Source organism: Paenibacillus phytorum (assembly GCF_013141715.1).
Taxonomy (GTDB): Bacteria; Bacillota; Bacilli; order Paenibacillales; family NBRC-103111; genus Paenibacillus_E; species Paenibacillus_E phytorum.
This window is the reverse complement of the sequence record NZ_WHOA01000165.1, coordinates 32,969-48,902: the sequence shown is the minus strand read 5'-3', so window position 1 is coordinate 48,902 and position 15,934 is coordinate 32,969. Positions and strand designations below refer to the sequence as shown.

The window sequence follows — 15,934 nt, the reverse complement described above, 5'->3', positions numbered from 1 at the left end:
CCGCCACATACAGATATCGCATAAAAAGGTGCTAATTAAAGGCTTGAGCTAGAGGAGGGAACGCACCATATCGAACTGGAGGTTGTCCATGGAAACCGTTTGGACTGCAAGGGGACGAATTTTCATTTGGGACTAATTGGGATTTTGAAATAAAGAGAGGAATGTGATTAATGTGATGAAAAGAAAAGGCTTCTTTTTGTTATACATGTTTATCGCATCTGTGGCTTTCGGCTCGTTGGCTAGTGTACTTGAGGTAAGGATGGCTTACGCTTCTCAGGAAGCAGGACCAGTGGGCACAGGTTATCTTTTGGATGAAGAATTCGATTTTCTGGACGCCAACGGTAGCGCCACGAACGATTTAAAAATATCCGGTTGGGAGATCGAAACGACAGGCGGCAGTTATTCATTTCTTTATTACAATAATTTCAAAGTGAACGACAACAGCGGAACAGAATCCGTTACGCTCAAGAAACGTTTTGTATCCCAAACTGCTGGTAAGCTCACGCTGGAGTATCGATTTAAGAGGCCGGTTAAAATGGATGGCGTCGCTTGGCAGCTGCGCAACGATGACGTTCCCGGTTTTGAAATTATGACGTCAGGGGGGAATTTAAGTTACCAGAATCCATCAGGTTCCCCAGTTACCTTGCAACTCTACAATGCCAATCAGGAATATGGAGTTAAGGTAGTCGTGGACATGGATGCGAAGACGGCGGATGTATACATTGACGGTGCTAAATTTTATTTTATTACAGACACTGACATGGTATGGAGCGAGTCTAAGGCGAAATCGTTTACGATTAGTCCGAAATCGGATTACAAGGAATATGTGGTTGATATGTCCACGGTAGCAGGTTGGACCGGAACATTGAATCAGTTGCGATTCGATCCGGTGGATAACAATGTCACCAGCGGTACGTTCGGGATCGATTATATAACGATCACGAATGGGTTACTAAACTCGTCGTTCGAATCCGGGGATAACACGGATTTCATTGATGCCGTTTCAATTGAAGCGCAATAAGCAATGAGAGAGACCGCAAACGATAAATCAAAGCATCGTCTTTCGATACGCACCTGGTGTTAATCCCTTGCGTTCCTGAAACGCTTTAAACAATGTTTTTCCAGATCCGTATCCCACTTCATAGGCGATGTCGGCAATGGTCATTTCGGTTGATACGAGCAAGGAGCAAGCATGCCGGATGCGAATATCGTGGAGAAGCTGCACGAAATTTTGTCCGGCATGCTTTTTGATTTGTTCGCTTAAGTACGTTTCATGAAAATGGAACTTCTCTGCTAGTGAAGATAAGGTAAGATGCTCGCGATAATGAATATGCATATAATAGATAACCGTCCAAACGATGTTCGGTCGTCCGCCTTTTTCTGTTGTTTGGACGGTCTTCGCCGTCTTCAATTCGTTGCGCAAACGGTCTATGTTTACCAATAGCTCTGTTAGCTTTGCCTTAAGCAAGGTTTCCCGCCATTTATCGCTCCTCTCATATTCGACCAATAGTTCCTGCAGCATACGGGTAAACTGGTCGGCTGTCGGACCAGACAGATTAAGACTTGAAGGTCGGTCATCCTGCATGCTCAGGAGAATATCCATAAAGCCTGGTTGATGCTCATTCGACGCTGTAAGTAGTTCCGCACTAAACATACAGTTATACAGCCGCAAAGGGTAGCCCGGCTCTGCTTGCAACTGGTGAAATTGGTAGGGCAAAATCAATGTCAAGGTTCCCGGCTCCATCGGATGCGAGATGCCATTCACGGTTTCTGTTCCTCTTCCTTCGATGACGAAGGATATTTCGAGAAAGTCGTGTCGATGCGACGGGAAGACAGTGTCAATTTGATGAATGTCAATTGTAAAAGGAAAAGAAGAAAGCAATCGCGGATAGTCAGTCAAGTAAAACGGATAAATGGTCATAAAGAAATCTCCTTTCCGAAAATTAGGGATATCTTTCCGAAAAATGGTTACGATTTTTGGTTGTTTTCATCTTACCATAGATATAAACCCAGAAGAACAAGGAGATGATGTGATGATTAGCATTCCGTTAAACGGCCTTTGGTCTATGAAACAGGCGGAGGATTCTGCATGGATTGAAGCATCAGTGCCAGGAACCGTATATTCTGATTTATTACGCGCCGGTCGCTTGGAGGACCCTTATTATCGAGATAACCAGGATCAGGCGCTGGCACTGTCCGCTTTCGACTACGTATATGTAAGAGAAGTCGAAGTGACAGATGAGGTGATACGTTGTGATCTGGTGGTACTCCGATGCGAGGGATTGGACACGCTGGCGGAGGTCATCGTCAATGGACACAAGGTGGCGCTGACCGATAATATGCACCGCACTTATGAATTCAATGTGCGTGACTTGTTGAAAGAAGGAACGAATACGATTCAGGTTATCCTCTATTCTCCCACGCGATATGTGGAGCAAAAGCACAATGAAACCCCCTTGTGGGGAGTGGCGGATGCCGTCGCCGGATTCCCGCATTTGCGAAAAGGTCACTCGATGTTCGGCTGGGACTGGGGTGCACAACTGCCGGATGCAGGGATATGGCGCAATATATCGATTCAAGCCTACGAGGGTGCACGATTTGAAGATGTACATATCCGGCAAACACACGTACACGAACGAGTTAACTTGCAAGTTAACATAGAGACACAGACGTGGACGGAAGAAAACGTACGGGCAGAATTGACGGTGATGGATCCACAGGGGATGACGGTTATGATCAATCATTCTGACATGGGATCGCGAGAGCAGTCAGCCGTACAATTTAACGTGGATATCGTGAATCCGCAGCTTTGGTGGCCTAACGGCTACGGCGGCCAGCCACTTTATACCGTCAAGGTGCGTTTGATGCAGGGTGAACGCGAACTGGATCAGAAACAGTATCGAATTGGGTTGCGAACGTTAGGTGTGAAACGTGAGCCGGATGAATGGGGCGAGGGCTTCGCGATTGAAGTCAACGGCATTGCCATCTTTGCCCAAGGGGCGAATTATATTCCGGAGGATCATATTCTTGCACGTTACTCTGTGCAAAGAACGGAACGGCTTATTCAGGACTGTGTCCTCGCAAATTTCAATTGTATCCGCGTTTGGGGCGGTGGCATTTATCCGAGTGACGAATTTTACGATCTGTGCGACAAGTATGGCTTGGTGGTATGGCAGGATTTCATGTTTGGTTGCGCCATTTACGAAATGAACGAAGCTTTTGCAGACACGATTCGGCATGAGGTCATTGACAACGTGAAACGAATTCGCCATCATGCGAGTTTGGGGCTGTGGTGTGGCAACAATGAAATGGAATGGGGCTGGGCTGACTGGGAATTTCCCAAAACGCCGCAGCTGCGCACGGATTATATTAAGCAATTCGAAATATTGCTTGCCGATTTGGTTAAGCAGCACGACCCGCAGCGTTTCTATTGGCCGTCATCGCCATCCTCTGGTGGCCACTTCGACCGGCCTAACGATGAAAATCGCGGCGATGTGCACTATTGGGAAGTATGGCATAGCTTAAAGCCGTTTACCGAATACCGCAAATTTCATTTTCGCTTTTGCTCCGAGTTCGGTTTTCAATCTTTTCCCAGCATCAAAACGGTGGAAACTTTCACAGAGTCAGAGGATCGAAATATTTTCTCCTATGTGATGGAAAAACACCAGAAAAACGGAGCGGCGAACGGTAAAATATTGTATTATTTATCGGAGAATTTTCAATATCCGAAAGATTTCGCCTCTATGCTGTATGCTTCGCAAATTTTGCAGGCGGAAGCGATCAAATATGGGGTGGAGCACTGGCGCAGACATCGTGGGCGGTGCATGGGTTCGATCTATTGGCAGCTAAACGATTGCTGGCCGGTGGCTTCATGGTCAAGTCTGGACTATTACGGTCGATGGAAGGCGCTTCATTACTTTGCCAAACGGTTTTACGCTCCCGTGCTGCTTTCTGCTTGTGAAGAAGGAACTCGGGTGGAGCTGCACGTGACGAACGAGACAATGGAGCCAGTCTCAGGACAGATTCAATGGAGATTAAGGGATTACGACGGTCGGGTTCATCGGGAAGACACCGTAGAAGCAGCAGTGGAAGCCTTGAAGTCGGGCTTATTCGCTACACTCGACTTCAGCGACGAGCTTGCCTTAGAGGAAGCGAAGAGACGGACATATTTGGAATTTAGTTTCCGGATAGACAATCGTGAAGTGAGTTCCGGGACGGTTTTGTTTACGAAAGCTAAGCATTTTGCTTTCACTGCCCCAGGTATTACATGGGATGCTCAGGAATCAGAAGGAGCATATATCGTTAACTTACAGTCGCAGACTTTTGCGAAATATGTTGGCTTGGAGCTGGTTGAAGCAGATTGCATATTCGAAGACAATTATTTTGATCTGTCCCCAGGCGTCGTCAAACAAGTGCGAGTAGCGTTCGATCGAATGAGTGAAAAACTGACGTTGCATCAGTTCAAGGAGCAGCTCCGAGTATTGAGCTTGTATGATTTAAACTAGTTCTAGCGAATAATGTCATCTCCTACCACCTCTGAATTAAATACCAATTACACATTCGCTTAAAGCTAAATTATAGATGTGAAAACTTAAAGCCTTGCGAGATTATATAACTAGCTGGAATTTGGACGGTTTTGTTAACGGAGTTGAACAATAATTTGCAAAAAGCCTTGCGAGTATTACTCGCGAGGCTCTTTGTTTACATTTATTCGGTAAGTGACTATGTATTTTTGTGTTTTATTTTCTTTTGGGAGAAATGAGGAATTAGTAAGGCAAGTTGCACTTCGTACAACAATTTCCTTGATTTCTTCTTGAAAAGCTAAAGATGTTGTATGTTGTGCAACAATTTATCCTATTTTCATGCTATTGAGCCACTTTTGGCTGAAATTGTTGTATTTGTTGCAGCATTCGCCGAGAAAACTTGGATTAGCCCACCTAAAGTTGTAAAAAATACAACATTACACAGATAAGTAAGTGAATGTTTAAACATATACGTGTTAGGCCTAGTTTGCTTTGCAACTCTCAGGACTATTCGCATCTCAGCTATTTTTTTCTTGACACTTTTTTTAAAATGAGGATATAATAAAAACAGAAAACATGTAACCGGTTACACATTGTTTGTTACAGCATGAGTTCCGGTACGAATTTTCTCCGTAAAGACTGATAATAATAGAGATATAGGAAAATATCGGATATGTGTAACCGTTTCCCTACATGCCATAAATTGGTTTGTGAATTAGGTTGCTCGCATCATTAGGAGTGGGTAGTAACAAGTGGCAACGATTAGAGATGTCGCGAAATTGGCTGGGGTTTCGGTAGCGACGATTTCCCGTTATATCAACAAAAACGGGTATGTGAACGAAGATACCAAGCTAAGAGTGGAGCAAGCGATTAAGACGCTGCAGTATGAGCCTAACGCGATAGCGAGAGGGCTGGCGGGAAGGAAAACAGGGACGATCGCTCTTATCTTTCCCGATATTACGAATCCATTCTTTGCTGAACTGGCCAGAGCTGTTGAAGATGTGGCACGGATGTACGGGTACACGGTTATCTTATGTAACTCGGACAATCAGGCGGACAAGGAACAAACTTACATTAAGGTGTTGAAACAGCGTTATGTGGATGGCATTTTGTTCGCCTCTTACAACCTTCGCTCCGATGATGTCGAAGCGCTCAAAAGTGAAAAGATTCCGCTTGTCATGCTCGACAGAGCACCGCGAGATGCTTCCTGCTCAATCGTGAGCTCGAAGCATTTGGAGGGAGCCCAGATGGCTGTGCAGCATCTGATGGATGTGGGCTGCAAGAAGATCGCCCACATTTATGGTCCGCAAGAGACGGTGACGGGAAGAGAACGGTTCATGGGATACGAACAATCGGTGAAGCATCTTCCTTGGTACTCGCCTAGTCTGGTAGAGCCCGGCTACTTCCGCGTTGATGGCGGGATGGCCGCTGTAGAGAATTTGATGCAGCGTCATCCGGATATCGACGGTATTTTTGCCGGCAACGACACGATGGCAGTCGGAGCGTTGAAAAAGCTTCAGCGTTTGGGGCTGCGCGTGCCGGATCAAGTAGCGTTGGTCGGGTTTGACGGTATTGATTTAACACTCATCGTCGAACCGGAAATTACAACGGTTGCCCAACCTATTTACGACATGGGCATGCTATCAACGAGACTATTGATTAAAAAGATTGAAGGCGACATCCAAGAAGAGCAGACACATCTGTTTGATGTGACTCTCATACAAAGAGGATCGACAGAAAGGAAAAGAAATGATGAATAAACCCCGTATTGTGGTTATCGGGAGCTTGAATATGGACATTGTAGTGGAAACGTCTCGATTTCCGCGTGTTGGGGAAACACTGACAGGCGAGCATGTCCACTTTATACCAGGCGGTAAAGGCGCGAATCAGGCCGTAGCTGCTGCGAGGTTAGGCGGTCAGACGACGATGATCGGCTCCGTGGGAGACGATATGTTCGGACAATCGCTCATTGAATCGCTTCAGCAGGATGCGATTTCCACAGATCACGTCATTCGGATCGCGGGAACCCCGACAGGAATCGCCTCCATCATGCTTGCTGAATCAGACAATCAGATTGTAGTCGTTCCGGGGGCAAACGCAAGCTGTTTGCCAGAACATATTCAAGCAGTGGAGCAGGTCATCGCGGAGCATGATATCGTGCTCGTGCAATTGGAAATTCCGCTTGAAACGGCTTCAGCCGTTTGCCAGTTAGCGAAGAAGTTAGGCAAGACCGTTATTCTGAATCCAGCACCTGCGCGAGAGCTGCCTGAGGCCATGCTGAAATGCGTGGACTATATAACGCCAAACCGCTTAGAGTTAGCGACGCTCACGGGCATCGATGCTTCTGGCGATCAGCTGCAGACAGCTATGGAAGCGCTGCTTGAGATGGGACCGAGCTGTGTTATAACGACGCTCGGCGAGGAAGGCTCTGCCTTTCTTCGTAAAGGAGAAACACTTGTGAAAGTTCCGGCTTACCGTGTTCCTGTTGTTGATACGACTGGAGCTGGTGACGCCTACAATGGTGGACTAGCCTATGCGCTGGCCGCGGGCAGTGAGTTGAAAGAGGCAGTAGCTTTCGCCTGTAAGGTGTCAGCGATGTCCGTAACTAAGCTCGGGGCACAAGCTGGCATGCCGACCCAGGAAGATTTAAAAACACTTACCAACCAATAAGATAATCCTAAGGGGGATTTACACGATGAAAAAAAGATTAGGAATCACTGCCTTATTGTTACTGTCCGGATTGGTGTTCTTAGCAGGTTGTGGGAAGTCAAACACATCGACAAGCACGCCAGGAGCAGCAGGTACGCCTGCTGCGGGCAAGAAAATCAATGCTGTATACTTCGTGAACGGTACGCTTGGCGATAAAGGATTTTTCGACTCTGCACAAAGAGGCGTGAAGCAAGCTGGTGAAACACTAGGCATGACAGTGAAAACCGTTGAAGGCGGCACGAACCAAGCTGACTGGCCTTCAGGACTAGAATCACTCGCTTCCAGCGGGAAATATGACGTGATTGTCCTTGGGACAAGCCAAATGACAGACATCATCAAAGATGTGGCGAAGCGTTACGAGAAACAGAAGTTTATTTTCTTCGATGAAGCCATTACAGGACTTCCGAATGTGTACTCCATGACTTACTCGCAAAATGAAGGTTCCTTCATGGCAGGAGCATTTGCAGCATTGGTTACGACAAGCACGGAACTGAAAGGTGCAAATCCAGAAAAAGTGATTGGCTTTATCGGCGGTATGGACATTCCAATTATTAATGACTTTAAAGCGGGCTATGAGCAAGGCGCGAAATACGTGGATCCTGCAATTACGGTTGTTGCTTCTTATGTTGGCGACTTTGCAAACGCTCCCAAAGGTAAAGAACTTGCACTGGCCCAGTATAATTCGCAAAAAGTAGATATCGCATTCAACGTTGCAGGAGGAGCTGGACTTGGCCTTTTGGAAGCCGGTAATTCTTTGGGTAAATATTCGATCGGTGTAGACTCCAACCAAAACGGTCTGTACCCGGGCAGTGTTTTAACTTCCATGGTAAAAGCCATTGACAACTCGGTTCTACGTGCATTGACGTTGTTCAGTCAAGATAGACTGGGATTCGGCAAGAATGAAGTGTTAGGTATTAAAGAAGGCGGCGTAGGCTTGGCGAAAGACGAATTGTACAGCAAACATGTTCCTAAAGCTATGCAAGATAAGATCATGGACATCGAGCAGAAGTTAAACAAAGGCGAAATCAAAGTGATATCCACTTTGAAATAAGCCGGTAACGAGGGGGAAACGTATCCATGGCGATTTTGCTGGAGATGAAAGACATCCATAAAACTTACCCCAATGGTACGAAAGCGAACCGTGGTGTGGATTTAACGATACATGAGGGCGAGATTCATGCGCTAGTCGGCGAGAATGGAGCTGGCAAATCAACGCTTATGAAAATATTGTTCGGACTAGAGGCACCGACAAGCGGCTCCATCCTTTATAAGGGCCAACCGCTTCGTTTCCAAGGACCGAAAGATGCGATTAAGCAAGGGATGGGCATGGTGCACCAACATTTCATGCTTGTCCCCTCGCTCACGGTTTCAGAAAACATCGTGCTAGGTGAGGAGCCCGTCAAAGGGCTTTTCTCCCTCGTACGAGATCGTGCTAAGGAGCTTTCCGAAATTGAAAAATTGATTGAAACTTTCAAGCTGAAGGTTGATCCTCGCGCAACGGTTGAAACGATATCCGTTGGGCAAAAACAACGCGTGGAAATTATCAAGGTACTGTATCGCGGCGCACGCCTCATTATTCTTGATGAACCCACGGCTGTCTTAACTCCCCAGGAAACCGATGAGCTGTTTGAATCGATCCAGACGCTGGTACGACAAGGCTATACGATCATTTTCATTACGCATAAACTGCGTGAAGTGATGGAAATATCTAATCGTGTTACGGTGCTTAAAGCTGGGAAAACAATCACGACACTGCTCACCAAGGAAACGAATCCGGAAGAAATTTCGAGACTCATGGTTGGCAGGGAAGTATTATTCCGCGTCGAGAAGCAGCCTTCCGAACCTAAAGAAACTGTATTGTCAGCTAAGAATCTGTGCGCTTCTGATGACAAAGGAGCACCGGCGCTTCGTGGTATTTCGCTCGATATTCGGGCTGGCGAGGTTGTGGGAATCGCAGGGGTGGAAGGAAACGGACAAACGGAATTGGTCGAAACGATCACGGGTATGCGAAAAGCAACGTCAGGTACAATCAGCTATTTTGGCGAGGAACTGATCGGAAAAAGCGTTGCACAAATTCGCGCGATGAAAATCGGGCACGTACCAGAAGACCGACAAACGACAGGGGCTAGTTTAACGTCGACCATTGCCGAAAACTTAATTCTTGACCATTATCGGAATCCTGAATTCCGACGGGGACCTTTTCTGAATAAAAAGAAAATCAAGGAATTTGCAAAAGTGATGATGGATGTTTACGACGTACGTGCTCAAAACGAAGACGTAATGGCCGGAGCTTTATCCGGGGGTAACTTGCAAAAAGTGGTAATCGCCCGAGAGATTTCGAAAAATCCGAAGCTTCTGATCGCTTCGCAGCCAACCCGGGGCGTAGATATCGGAGCCATCGAATCTATTCATCGCGAGATTATCAAAAGGCGGGATGGCGGTGCGGCAGTGCTGCTCGTTTCGGCTGAATTATCGGAAGTCATGGGCTTAAGCGACCGCATTGCCGTTATGTACAATGGTAAAATTGTTGCCGTTCTTGATAATCATGATGGGCTGACAGAAGAGGAACTCGGCTATTACATGCTGGGGATCAAGAATCAGGAAAGGAAAGAGGCGCTCCAATGAATACAAGACAAGCTATCTATTTGGAAATCACAGGTATCATTGCCGCAGCTATCATGGCGATCCTTTGCGGATTCATCGTGATCTTGTTCTCCAGCCAAAATCCGATTGAGGCGATCAGTTCTTTTCTGGGCGGCCCGCTTTCAGGGGCATTCAATATCGGCACCATTTTGAATAAAGCCGTTCCCTTGATTTTGACGGGATTGGCGCTGTCAGTTGTCTTTCAGAGTGGTGTATTCAGCATGGGGGCAGAAGGTCAGCTATACGTTGGGGCTTTCGTAGGTTCTCTAGTCGCTGTCTATGTACACGGATTACCTGCATGGATTTTGCTTCCCCTAGTGCTCATAAGCGCAATGGCAGGCGGGGCGCTATATGGTGCGATACCGGGCTGGCTCAAGACAAAATGGAATGCGAATGAGATTGTTACCACGCTGATGATGAACTTCGTCGCAATTTTGACCACCTCGTATTTGGTCAACAACGTATTCAAAGATTCGGCTAGCGGCGGCTTCGCTCGTATGCATTATGTGGATCCAGCTGCAAAGTTGGGTAAAATATTCACTGGGTTCCCGGCACACTATGGAGTGGTAGTAGCACTGCTGGCGGCAGTAGTTGTGTATCTCTTTATGTACAAAACGAGATCGGGGTATGAGCTGCGCTTAGTAGGTAAAAACAGCCGATTCGCGGATTACGGCGGTATCTCAACGAAACGCGTTGTGATTGTAAGTGTGATGATTAGCGGAGCGCTTGCTGGACTCGCTGGTATTGTTGAAATCCTGGGTGTACATGGTACTTATAAAGATAATTTCTCGTCAGGACTAGGTTTCGATGGGATTATCATTGCTCTGCTTGCAAGAAATCATCCGATTGGCGTAGTGGCAGTTAGTTTGTTCTATGCTTACCTTCAAGTGGGTGCTGCCTCTATGCAAGTTGGAAGCGATATGCCACGTGAGCTGGCCATTATTATTCAAGTTATGTTGGTCTTATTCGTTTCTTCGCAAGCGATCTTTGCATATTTGAAACAAAAATTCGTCCTTCGGCAAAAGGCGGTGAACTAAATGCTATCAGCTCTTTGGTCACAAATTATCGACTTATCTCTGTTTGTTATACTGCTCAGATTCACAACACCGATTTTGCTCTCGGCTTTAGGCGGACTTATCGCCGATGTCGCAGGCGTCATCAATATCGGTTTGGAAGGTTTGATGCTAATCTCGGCGTTTAGCGCCATTGCCGTTGGTTCTGTAACGGATAGTTGGGTTCTCGGTTTGGTTGCAGGAGTCGCTTCTTCCATGCTCGTTTGTTACGGGATGGGGTTCTTCTCACTCAAACTGAAAGTGGATATGATCATTACCGGCTTTGCCGTGAATATTTTGGGTTCGGGCTTGACGATTTTCCTTATGAACAAAATTTTCGGAGTGACAGGCAACTACTCACCTTCTGGCTTACACAATATTCCCGTTGTTCGTATTCCGTTTATTGATACGATTCCTTTCTTGAATAAGCTGCTTAGCGGGCATAGTCTTATGACCTGGATCGCTTTCTTATCTGTACTGTTATGTGTGTTTATTCTGTACAAAACACCATACGGCGTTCACCTCCGTTCCGTTGGTGAAGCACCGCAAGCGGCCAAATCGCTCGGTATTTCCGTAAATCGCATTCAATATTCGGCGCTTGCTTGGAGCGGATTGTTTACGGGTTTAGCCGGCGCTTACTTATCTATGGGTATGACGAGTATGTTCGTTAAAGATATGACCGCAGGCACAGGCTTCCTGGCACTTGCCGTCGTTTTACTCGGGAACCGCAACCCAGTTGGAATCTTGTTCGGCTCGTTGATTTTCGGCTTAGCTAGCGCGATCGCCACTGTTGTCCAAACGATTCCGGGCAGTAAAGTACCGAGTCAATTTATCCAAATGATTCCTTATCTCGTAACCATTGCAGCACTTGTATTCTTTGCCATTCGCAAGAAGAAAAAGCTGAACGATGCGCTAAGGGCGCAGGCCGAAGGGGCAGTGAAAATTGCTGCGGCTTAAGAAAAGGAGCGAACGATGGAAACTAAAGTGAAAAGAAAAATCATTATTGACTGCGATCCGGGGCACGATGATGCTATCGCGATCTTGCTGGCAGGGGCTAATCCGCACGTGGAGTTGGTTGCTATCACGACGGTGGCAGGCAATGCCGAGGTCGAGAAAACGACGGTTAACGCTTTGAAAGTATGCGAACTGGCTGGCATCACGCATATTCCTGTTGCCCAAGGCGCTGGACAGCCGCTCGTACGTGAGCGCCGAACCGCAGCTGATATACATGGCGATTCTGGCATGGATGGCCCAACGCTTCCTAGTCCAAGTAAATTGGTGGAGAAGGAGCATGCTGTTGACCTCCTTATTCGCAAATTGATGGATTCAGATGGGGATATTACTTTGGTTCCTGTCGCGCCGCTCACAAACATTGCCCTAGCTATGCGCAAAGAACCAGCGATTTTATCTAAAATTCAAGATATAGTCATCATGGGTGGAGGAACGTTCGGTAATACAACACCTGCTGCCGAGTTCAATATTTACGTCGATGCCGAAGCGGCAAAGGTTGTATTCGAGAGCGGCGTGCCCATCACAATGATGGGTCTGGATTTAACGCATCAAGCGATCGTAACGGATGATGTTCATCAACGAATTCTCGATGTGGATAACCGGGTTTCTCATTTCGTTCATGAACTTTTGGGTTTTTTCGCCCATACGTACAAAGAAGTTTTCGGCTTTGCTGGTGCTCCGATTCACGATGCTTGCTGCGTCGCATACTGTATTGATCCGACGGCGTTCGGAACGAAGAAGCTGCGGGTTGATATTGAAACAAAAGGCGAGCATACGTATGGCATGACGGTCGTTGATTTGCTGGGCGTCACAGGTCGGGAGCCTAACGTAAATGTAGCCTTCACACTTGACCAAGATAAATTCTGGGACATGCTGATTCAAACTTTGAAAAACTACACATAGAGGTGAATACATTGCAAAACGTTCGCATGATTCTGGATGTTGATACAGGTATTGATGATTCAATGGCGATTTTGCTCGCCCTGAAAACAAAACACATAAAAGTAGAAGGTATTACAACCGTGTTCGGTAACACGGATGTGGTGCAAGCAACTCGCAACACACTGCAAGTAATTGAGCTGTCGGGTGTTGATTACGAAGTGCCGGTAGCCATGGGCGCAGCAAAGCCGCTGTTCCGCGACTGGCGCGGTCCTGTCACGCATATCCACGGCGATAACGGTATCGGCAATTGCGAGCTGCCGCAGCCCAAAGGAAAAGCCATTGCGGAGAGCGCTGCACAGTTCATCGTCCGCAAGGTTAATGAAAACCCGCACGAGCTAACGCTAGTGTTCGTGGGTCGAATGACGAACCTGGCTATCGCACTCGCACAAGATCCTTCCATTGCTTCCAAGGTGAAGCGGCTTGTGATCATGGGCGGCGCGGTGAAAGTGCCTGGTAACGTTACACCTGTTGCTGAAGCGAATATTTACGGCGATCCCGAGGCAGCGCATCGCGTGTTTGAATCCGGCATCCCGATTACGCTCGTCGGCCTAGACGTAACGATGAAGACGGTCATTGGCGAAGAGCACCGCCGTGTACTTATGGATTCGCCTGCCCCTGGCAATGAAAGGGCAGCCGCTTATATGGGTGAAGCATTCCAGTTTTATTTTGGCGCATACGACAAGCAGAACGGTTTCTACGGCGCACCGCTGCATGATCCGCTAGCTGTTGCTGTAGCTGCATATCCGGATCTCGTCACGACGGAAGATCTTTATATCAGCATTGAGACAAAAGGAACCATGTCCTATGGAGCTACATTGGCAGATTTCCGCAGAACGGTGCCGGTTACGAATACATCAGTGGCGTTTGAAGTCAACAGCCCGCGGTTTCTTGACTATTTCATCAACACATTAAAGAGCTAACGAGAGGAGAAACTTAGATGAAACCGATTATTTTGGATGTTGATACAGGCATTGATGATGCACTGGCTATAAGTTACGCGGTGAATGCCCCAGAAGTGGAATTACTGGGGGTGACGACTTGCTTCGGCAACGTTACGGTTCAAGAAGCGACCCGCAATACGCTGCTAGTTCTGGAACACTTGGACAGCTCAGTTCCTGTCATTCCGGGAGCGGCAAAGCCGCTTTTCGTTAGCCGGGTGAAAGCGAGTGCGACCCATATTCATGGCGAAGACGGCATTGGGAACACGCTGACAAATATGTCTACACGAGAAGCATCGAAGCAGTACGCGCCACAATTTATTATTGATCAGGTGCGGAGTAAGCCGCATCAAGTGACGATTATTACGGTCGCAGCGATGACGAATCTGGCGCTAGCGATCATGCAGGCTCCTGATATTGTTGGCATAGTGGACAAGGTGGTTGTTATGGGCGGAGCTGTAACCCGAGCGGGTAATGTAACGCCGCATGCGGAAGCAAACATTTACGCTGACCCTGAAGCGGCGGATTATGTATTCGCCTCCGGAATCCCAATCACACTCGTAGGACTCGACGTAACGATGGAGACGCTGCTGCCGAAGAAAGATGTTCAGGTATGGCGGGACAAGCAAACGGCTCTCGGCACTTTATTGGCGGATATGACCGACTTCTATATCGACGCCTATGAAGATTTCTACCCAGGCATAGGCGGTTGCGGCCTTCACGATCCGCTTGCCGTTGGTGTGGCTATTAATCCGGACTTCGTCAAAACGAAACCCCTGTATGTTCGGGTCGATCTCGACGGTTTCCACTCATTAGGCCGTACAGTTGGTGATCTGCGAAGCAAGCCTGCACACGAGCCTAACATGGATGTTTGTTTGGAAGTAGACGCTGAGCGCTTCTTGGAACACTTTCTCAGTAAAGTAGTTTAAATGGAAGTGACTCGATTTCGTCATAAGATTTATATATAATAGCATAATAACGAAACGTGGCGGACTGGGCACACAGTCCGTTTTTTTCTTTTCGCAGGGAGGCATCATGAAATACATTTTATTTGTTTTAGCTGGGGCTTGCAGTTTCGGTATGTTATCGACGTTTGTAAAAAAAGCGTATGAGTCAGGTTTCAATGTCGGCGATGTTGTCGGCAGCCAAAACTTATTTGGTGTGCTCATGCTGTGGATCTTGGTACTTGTAACCGCGAAATCTGCCAAGAAAACCTCGGCATCTAGTACGTTTAAAGTAACAAAACGAGAAGTGCTCTCGCTCATGGCCGTTGGTACGACCACAGGCATAGTGGGAATGTTATATTATGCGGCATTGCAGTATATTTCCGCTTCGTTCGCGATCATCTTATTGTTTCAATTTACATGGATGGGCATTTTGCTGGAGGCAATCGTTGAACGCAAACGCCCCGGCAAGGAGAAAATTCTATCGCTTGTCATTTTGTTTGTTGGGATTATTATGGCAAGCGGCTATATAGGCGGGGGGCAGGAAGCTGTTTCGTGGATAGGTGTTGCCCTTGGCTTGTTGGCTGCAGTAGCTTATGCGCTCTTCATCTGGTTTAGCGGGAAAACAGCCAATCATGTCGCTCCGATCACACGAAGCGCTATCATGCTAACTGGCTCTTTCATTCTCGTCATGCTGGTGTTTCCACCGCATTTTCTTGTGAACGGATCTTTACATGAGGCACTGCTTCCTTGGGCGCTGCTGCTAGCTCTCTTCGGTGTCGTCATTCCGCCGTTGTTCTATGCCATTGGCGTACCGCGTGTTGGCGGCGGACTAGCAACAATCTTGAGCGCAGCTGAACTGCCGACGGCCGTCGTTATGTCGTACGTCGTGCTGAATGAGTCCGTCAACTGGCTGCAATGGCTTGGCGTGGGGATCACGATGTTCGGTATTGCCCTTCCTGAGCTCATGAAGCGCAAGAAGAGTCAATCCGTAGTTGTCGGCGCAAATGTAAGTGCGTGATCATTGGTCTTTTCTCAAAAGGTGGACGCGAAATCGTAAAGATTTCGTGTTCGCCTTTTTTCATGCCTGATCGGCGAGTTAGGCGCTTGCCCTGCATCAAAAAGGGCTTTCCCGGTTGATTTTATTCCGGCAACCGATTACAATGCTCATG

Annotated in this window: 13 protein-coding genes; 12 read left to right on the top strand and 1 reads right to left on the bottom strand. The window is 47.4% G+C overall.

Annotated features, from left to right (window positions below; genetic code table 11):
* The first annotated feature begins 172 nt into the window (after positions 1–172).
* Positions 173–1,021 (top strand): hypothetical protein, encoded by an 849-nt coding sequence (locus GC098_RS24330; protein ID WP_171645807.1) that lies wholly within the window; start codon positions 173–175, stop codon positions 1,019–1,021.
* A gap of 27 nt (positions 1,022–1,048) precedes the next feature.
* On the opposite strand, the gene GC098_RS24325 is transcribed toward GC098_RS24330, so the two are convergent.
* Positions 1,049–1,921, bottom strand: coding sequence for an AraC family transcriptional regulator (locus tag GC098_RS24325; RefSeq protein WP_171645806.1), 873 nt, complete (start codon positions 1,919–1,921; stop codon positions 1,049–1,051).
* A 112-nt stretch (positions 1,922–2,033) separates the two neighbouring features.
* Here GC098_RS24325 and GC098_RS24320 point away from each other — a divergent pair, with 112 nt between their 5' ends.
* From GC098_RS24320 to GC098_RS24270, 11 genes are all read left to right on the top strand, one after another.
* Entirely contained in the window at positions 2,034–4,505 is a 2,472-nt protein-coding gene (locus GC098_RS24320; RefSeq protein WP_171645805.1) for a beta-mannosidase, read from the top strand.
* Positions 4,506–5,275: 770 nt separating this feature from the next.
* Positions 5,276–6,283 carry a LacI family DNA-binding transcriptional regulator gene (locus GC098_RS24315; RefSeq protein ID WP_171645804.1) on the top strand — a complete coding sequence of 336 codons (1,008 nt, stop codon included), beginning with the start codon at positions 5,276–5,278 and terminating at the stop codon, positions 6,281–6,283.
* The gene (gene rbsK, locus GC098_RS24310; protein WP_171645803.1) at positions 6,276–7,193 is read left to right on the top strand and encodes a ribokinase; all 918 of its coding nucleotides are present in this window, start codon (positions 6,276–6,278) and stop codon (positions 7,191–7,193) included. Before GC098_RS24315 ends, rbsK begins: the two co-directional genes overlap by 8 nt.
* 25 nt (positions 7,194–7,218) lie before the next feature.
* Entirely contained in the window at positions 7,219–8,283 is a 1,065-nt protein-coding gene (locus tag GC098_RS24305) for a BMP family lipoprotein (protein ID WP_171645802.1), read from the top strand.
* A gap of 26 nt (positions 8,284–8,309) precedes the next feature.
* The gene (locus GC098_RS24300) at positions 8,310–9,857 is read left to right on the top strand and encodes an ABC transporter ATP-binding protein (protein WP_171645801.1); all 1,548 of its coding nucleotides are present in this window, start codon (positions 8,310–8,312) and stop codon (positions 9,855–9,857) included.
* A complete protein-coding gene (locus tag GC098_RS24295) occupies positions 9,854–10,912 on the top strand; it encodes an ABC transporter permease (RefSeq protein WP_171645800.1) in 1,059 nt (352 codons plus the stop codon). Before GC098_RS24300 ends, GC098_RS24295 begins: the two co-directional genes overlap by 4 nt.
* Entirely contained in the window at positions 10,913–11,884 is a 972-nt protein-coding gene (locus GC098_RS24290) for an ABC transporter permease (RefSeq protein WP_171645799.1), read from the top strand.
* A 15-nt stretch (positions 11,885–11,899) separates the two neighbouring features.
* Entirely contained in the window at positions 11,900–12,841 is a 942-nt protein-coding gene (locus GC098_RS24285) for a nucleoside hydrolase (RefSeq protein ID WP_171645798.1), read from the top strand.
* 26 nt (positions 12,842–12,867) lie between these two features.
* Positions 12,868–13,800: a nucleoside hydrolase gene (locus GC098_RS24280; RefSeq protein WP_171645797.1), complete on the top strand. Its 933-nt coding sequence runs from the start codon at positions 12,868–12,870 to the stop codon at positions 13,798–13,800.
* Between the two features lie 17 nt (positions 13,801–13,817).
* Positions 13,818–14,747 (top strand): nucleoside hydrolase, encoded by a 930-nt coding sequence (locus tag GC098_RS24275; protein WP_171645796.1) that lies wholly within the window; start codon positions 13,818–13,820, stop codon positions 14,745–14,747.
* A gap of 106 nt (positions 14,748–14,853) precedes the next feature.
* Positions 14,854–15,783 carry an EamA family transporter gene (locus tag GC098_RS24270; protein ID WP_171645795.1) on the top strand — a complete coding sequence of 310 codons (930 nt, stop codon included), beginning with the start codon at positions 14,854–14,856 and terminating at the stop codon, positions 15,781–15,783.
* Positions 15,784–15,934: the final 151 nt, after the last annotated feature.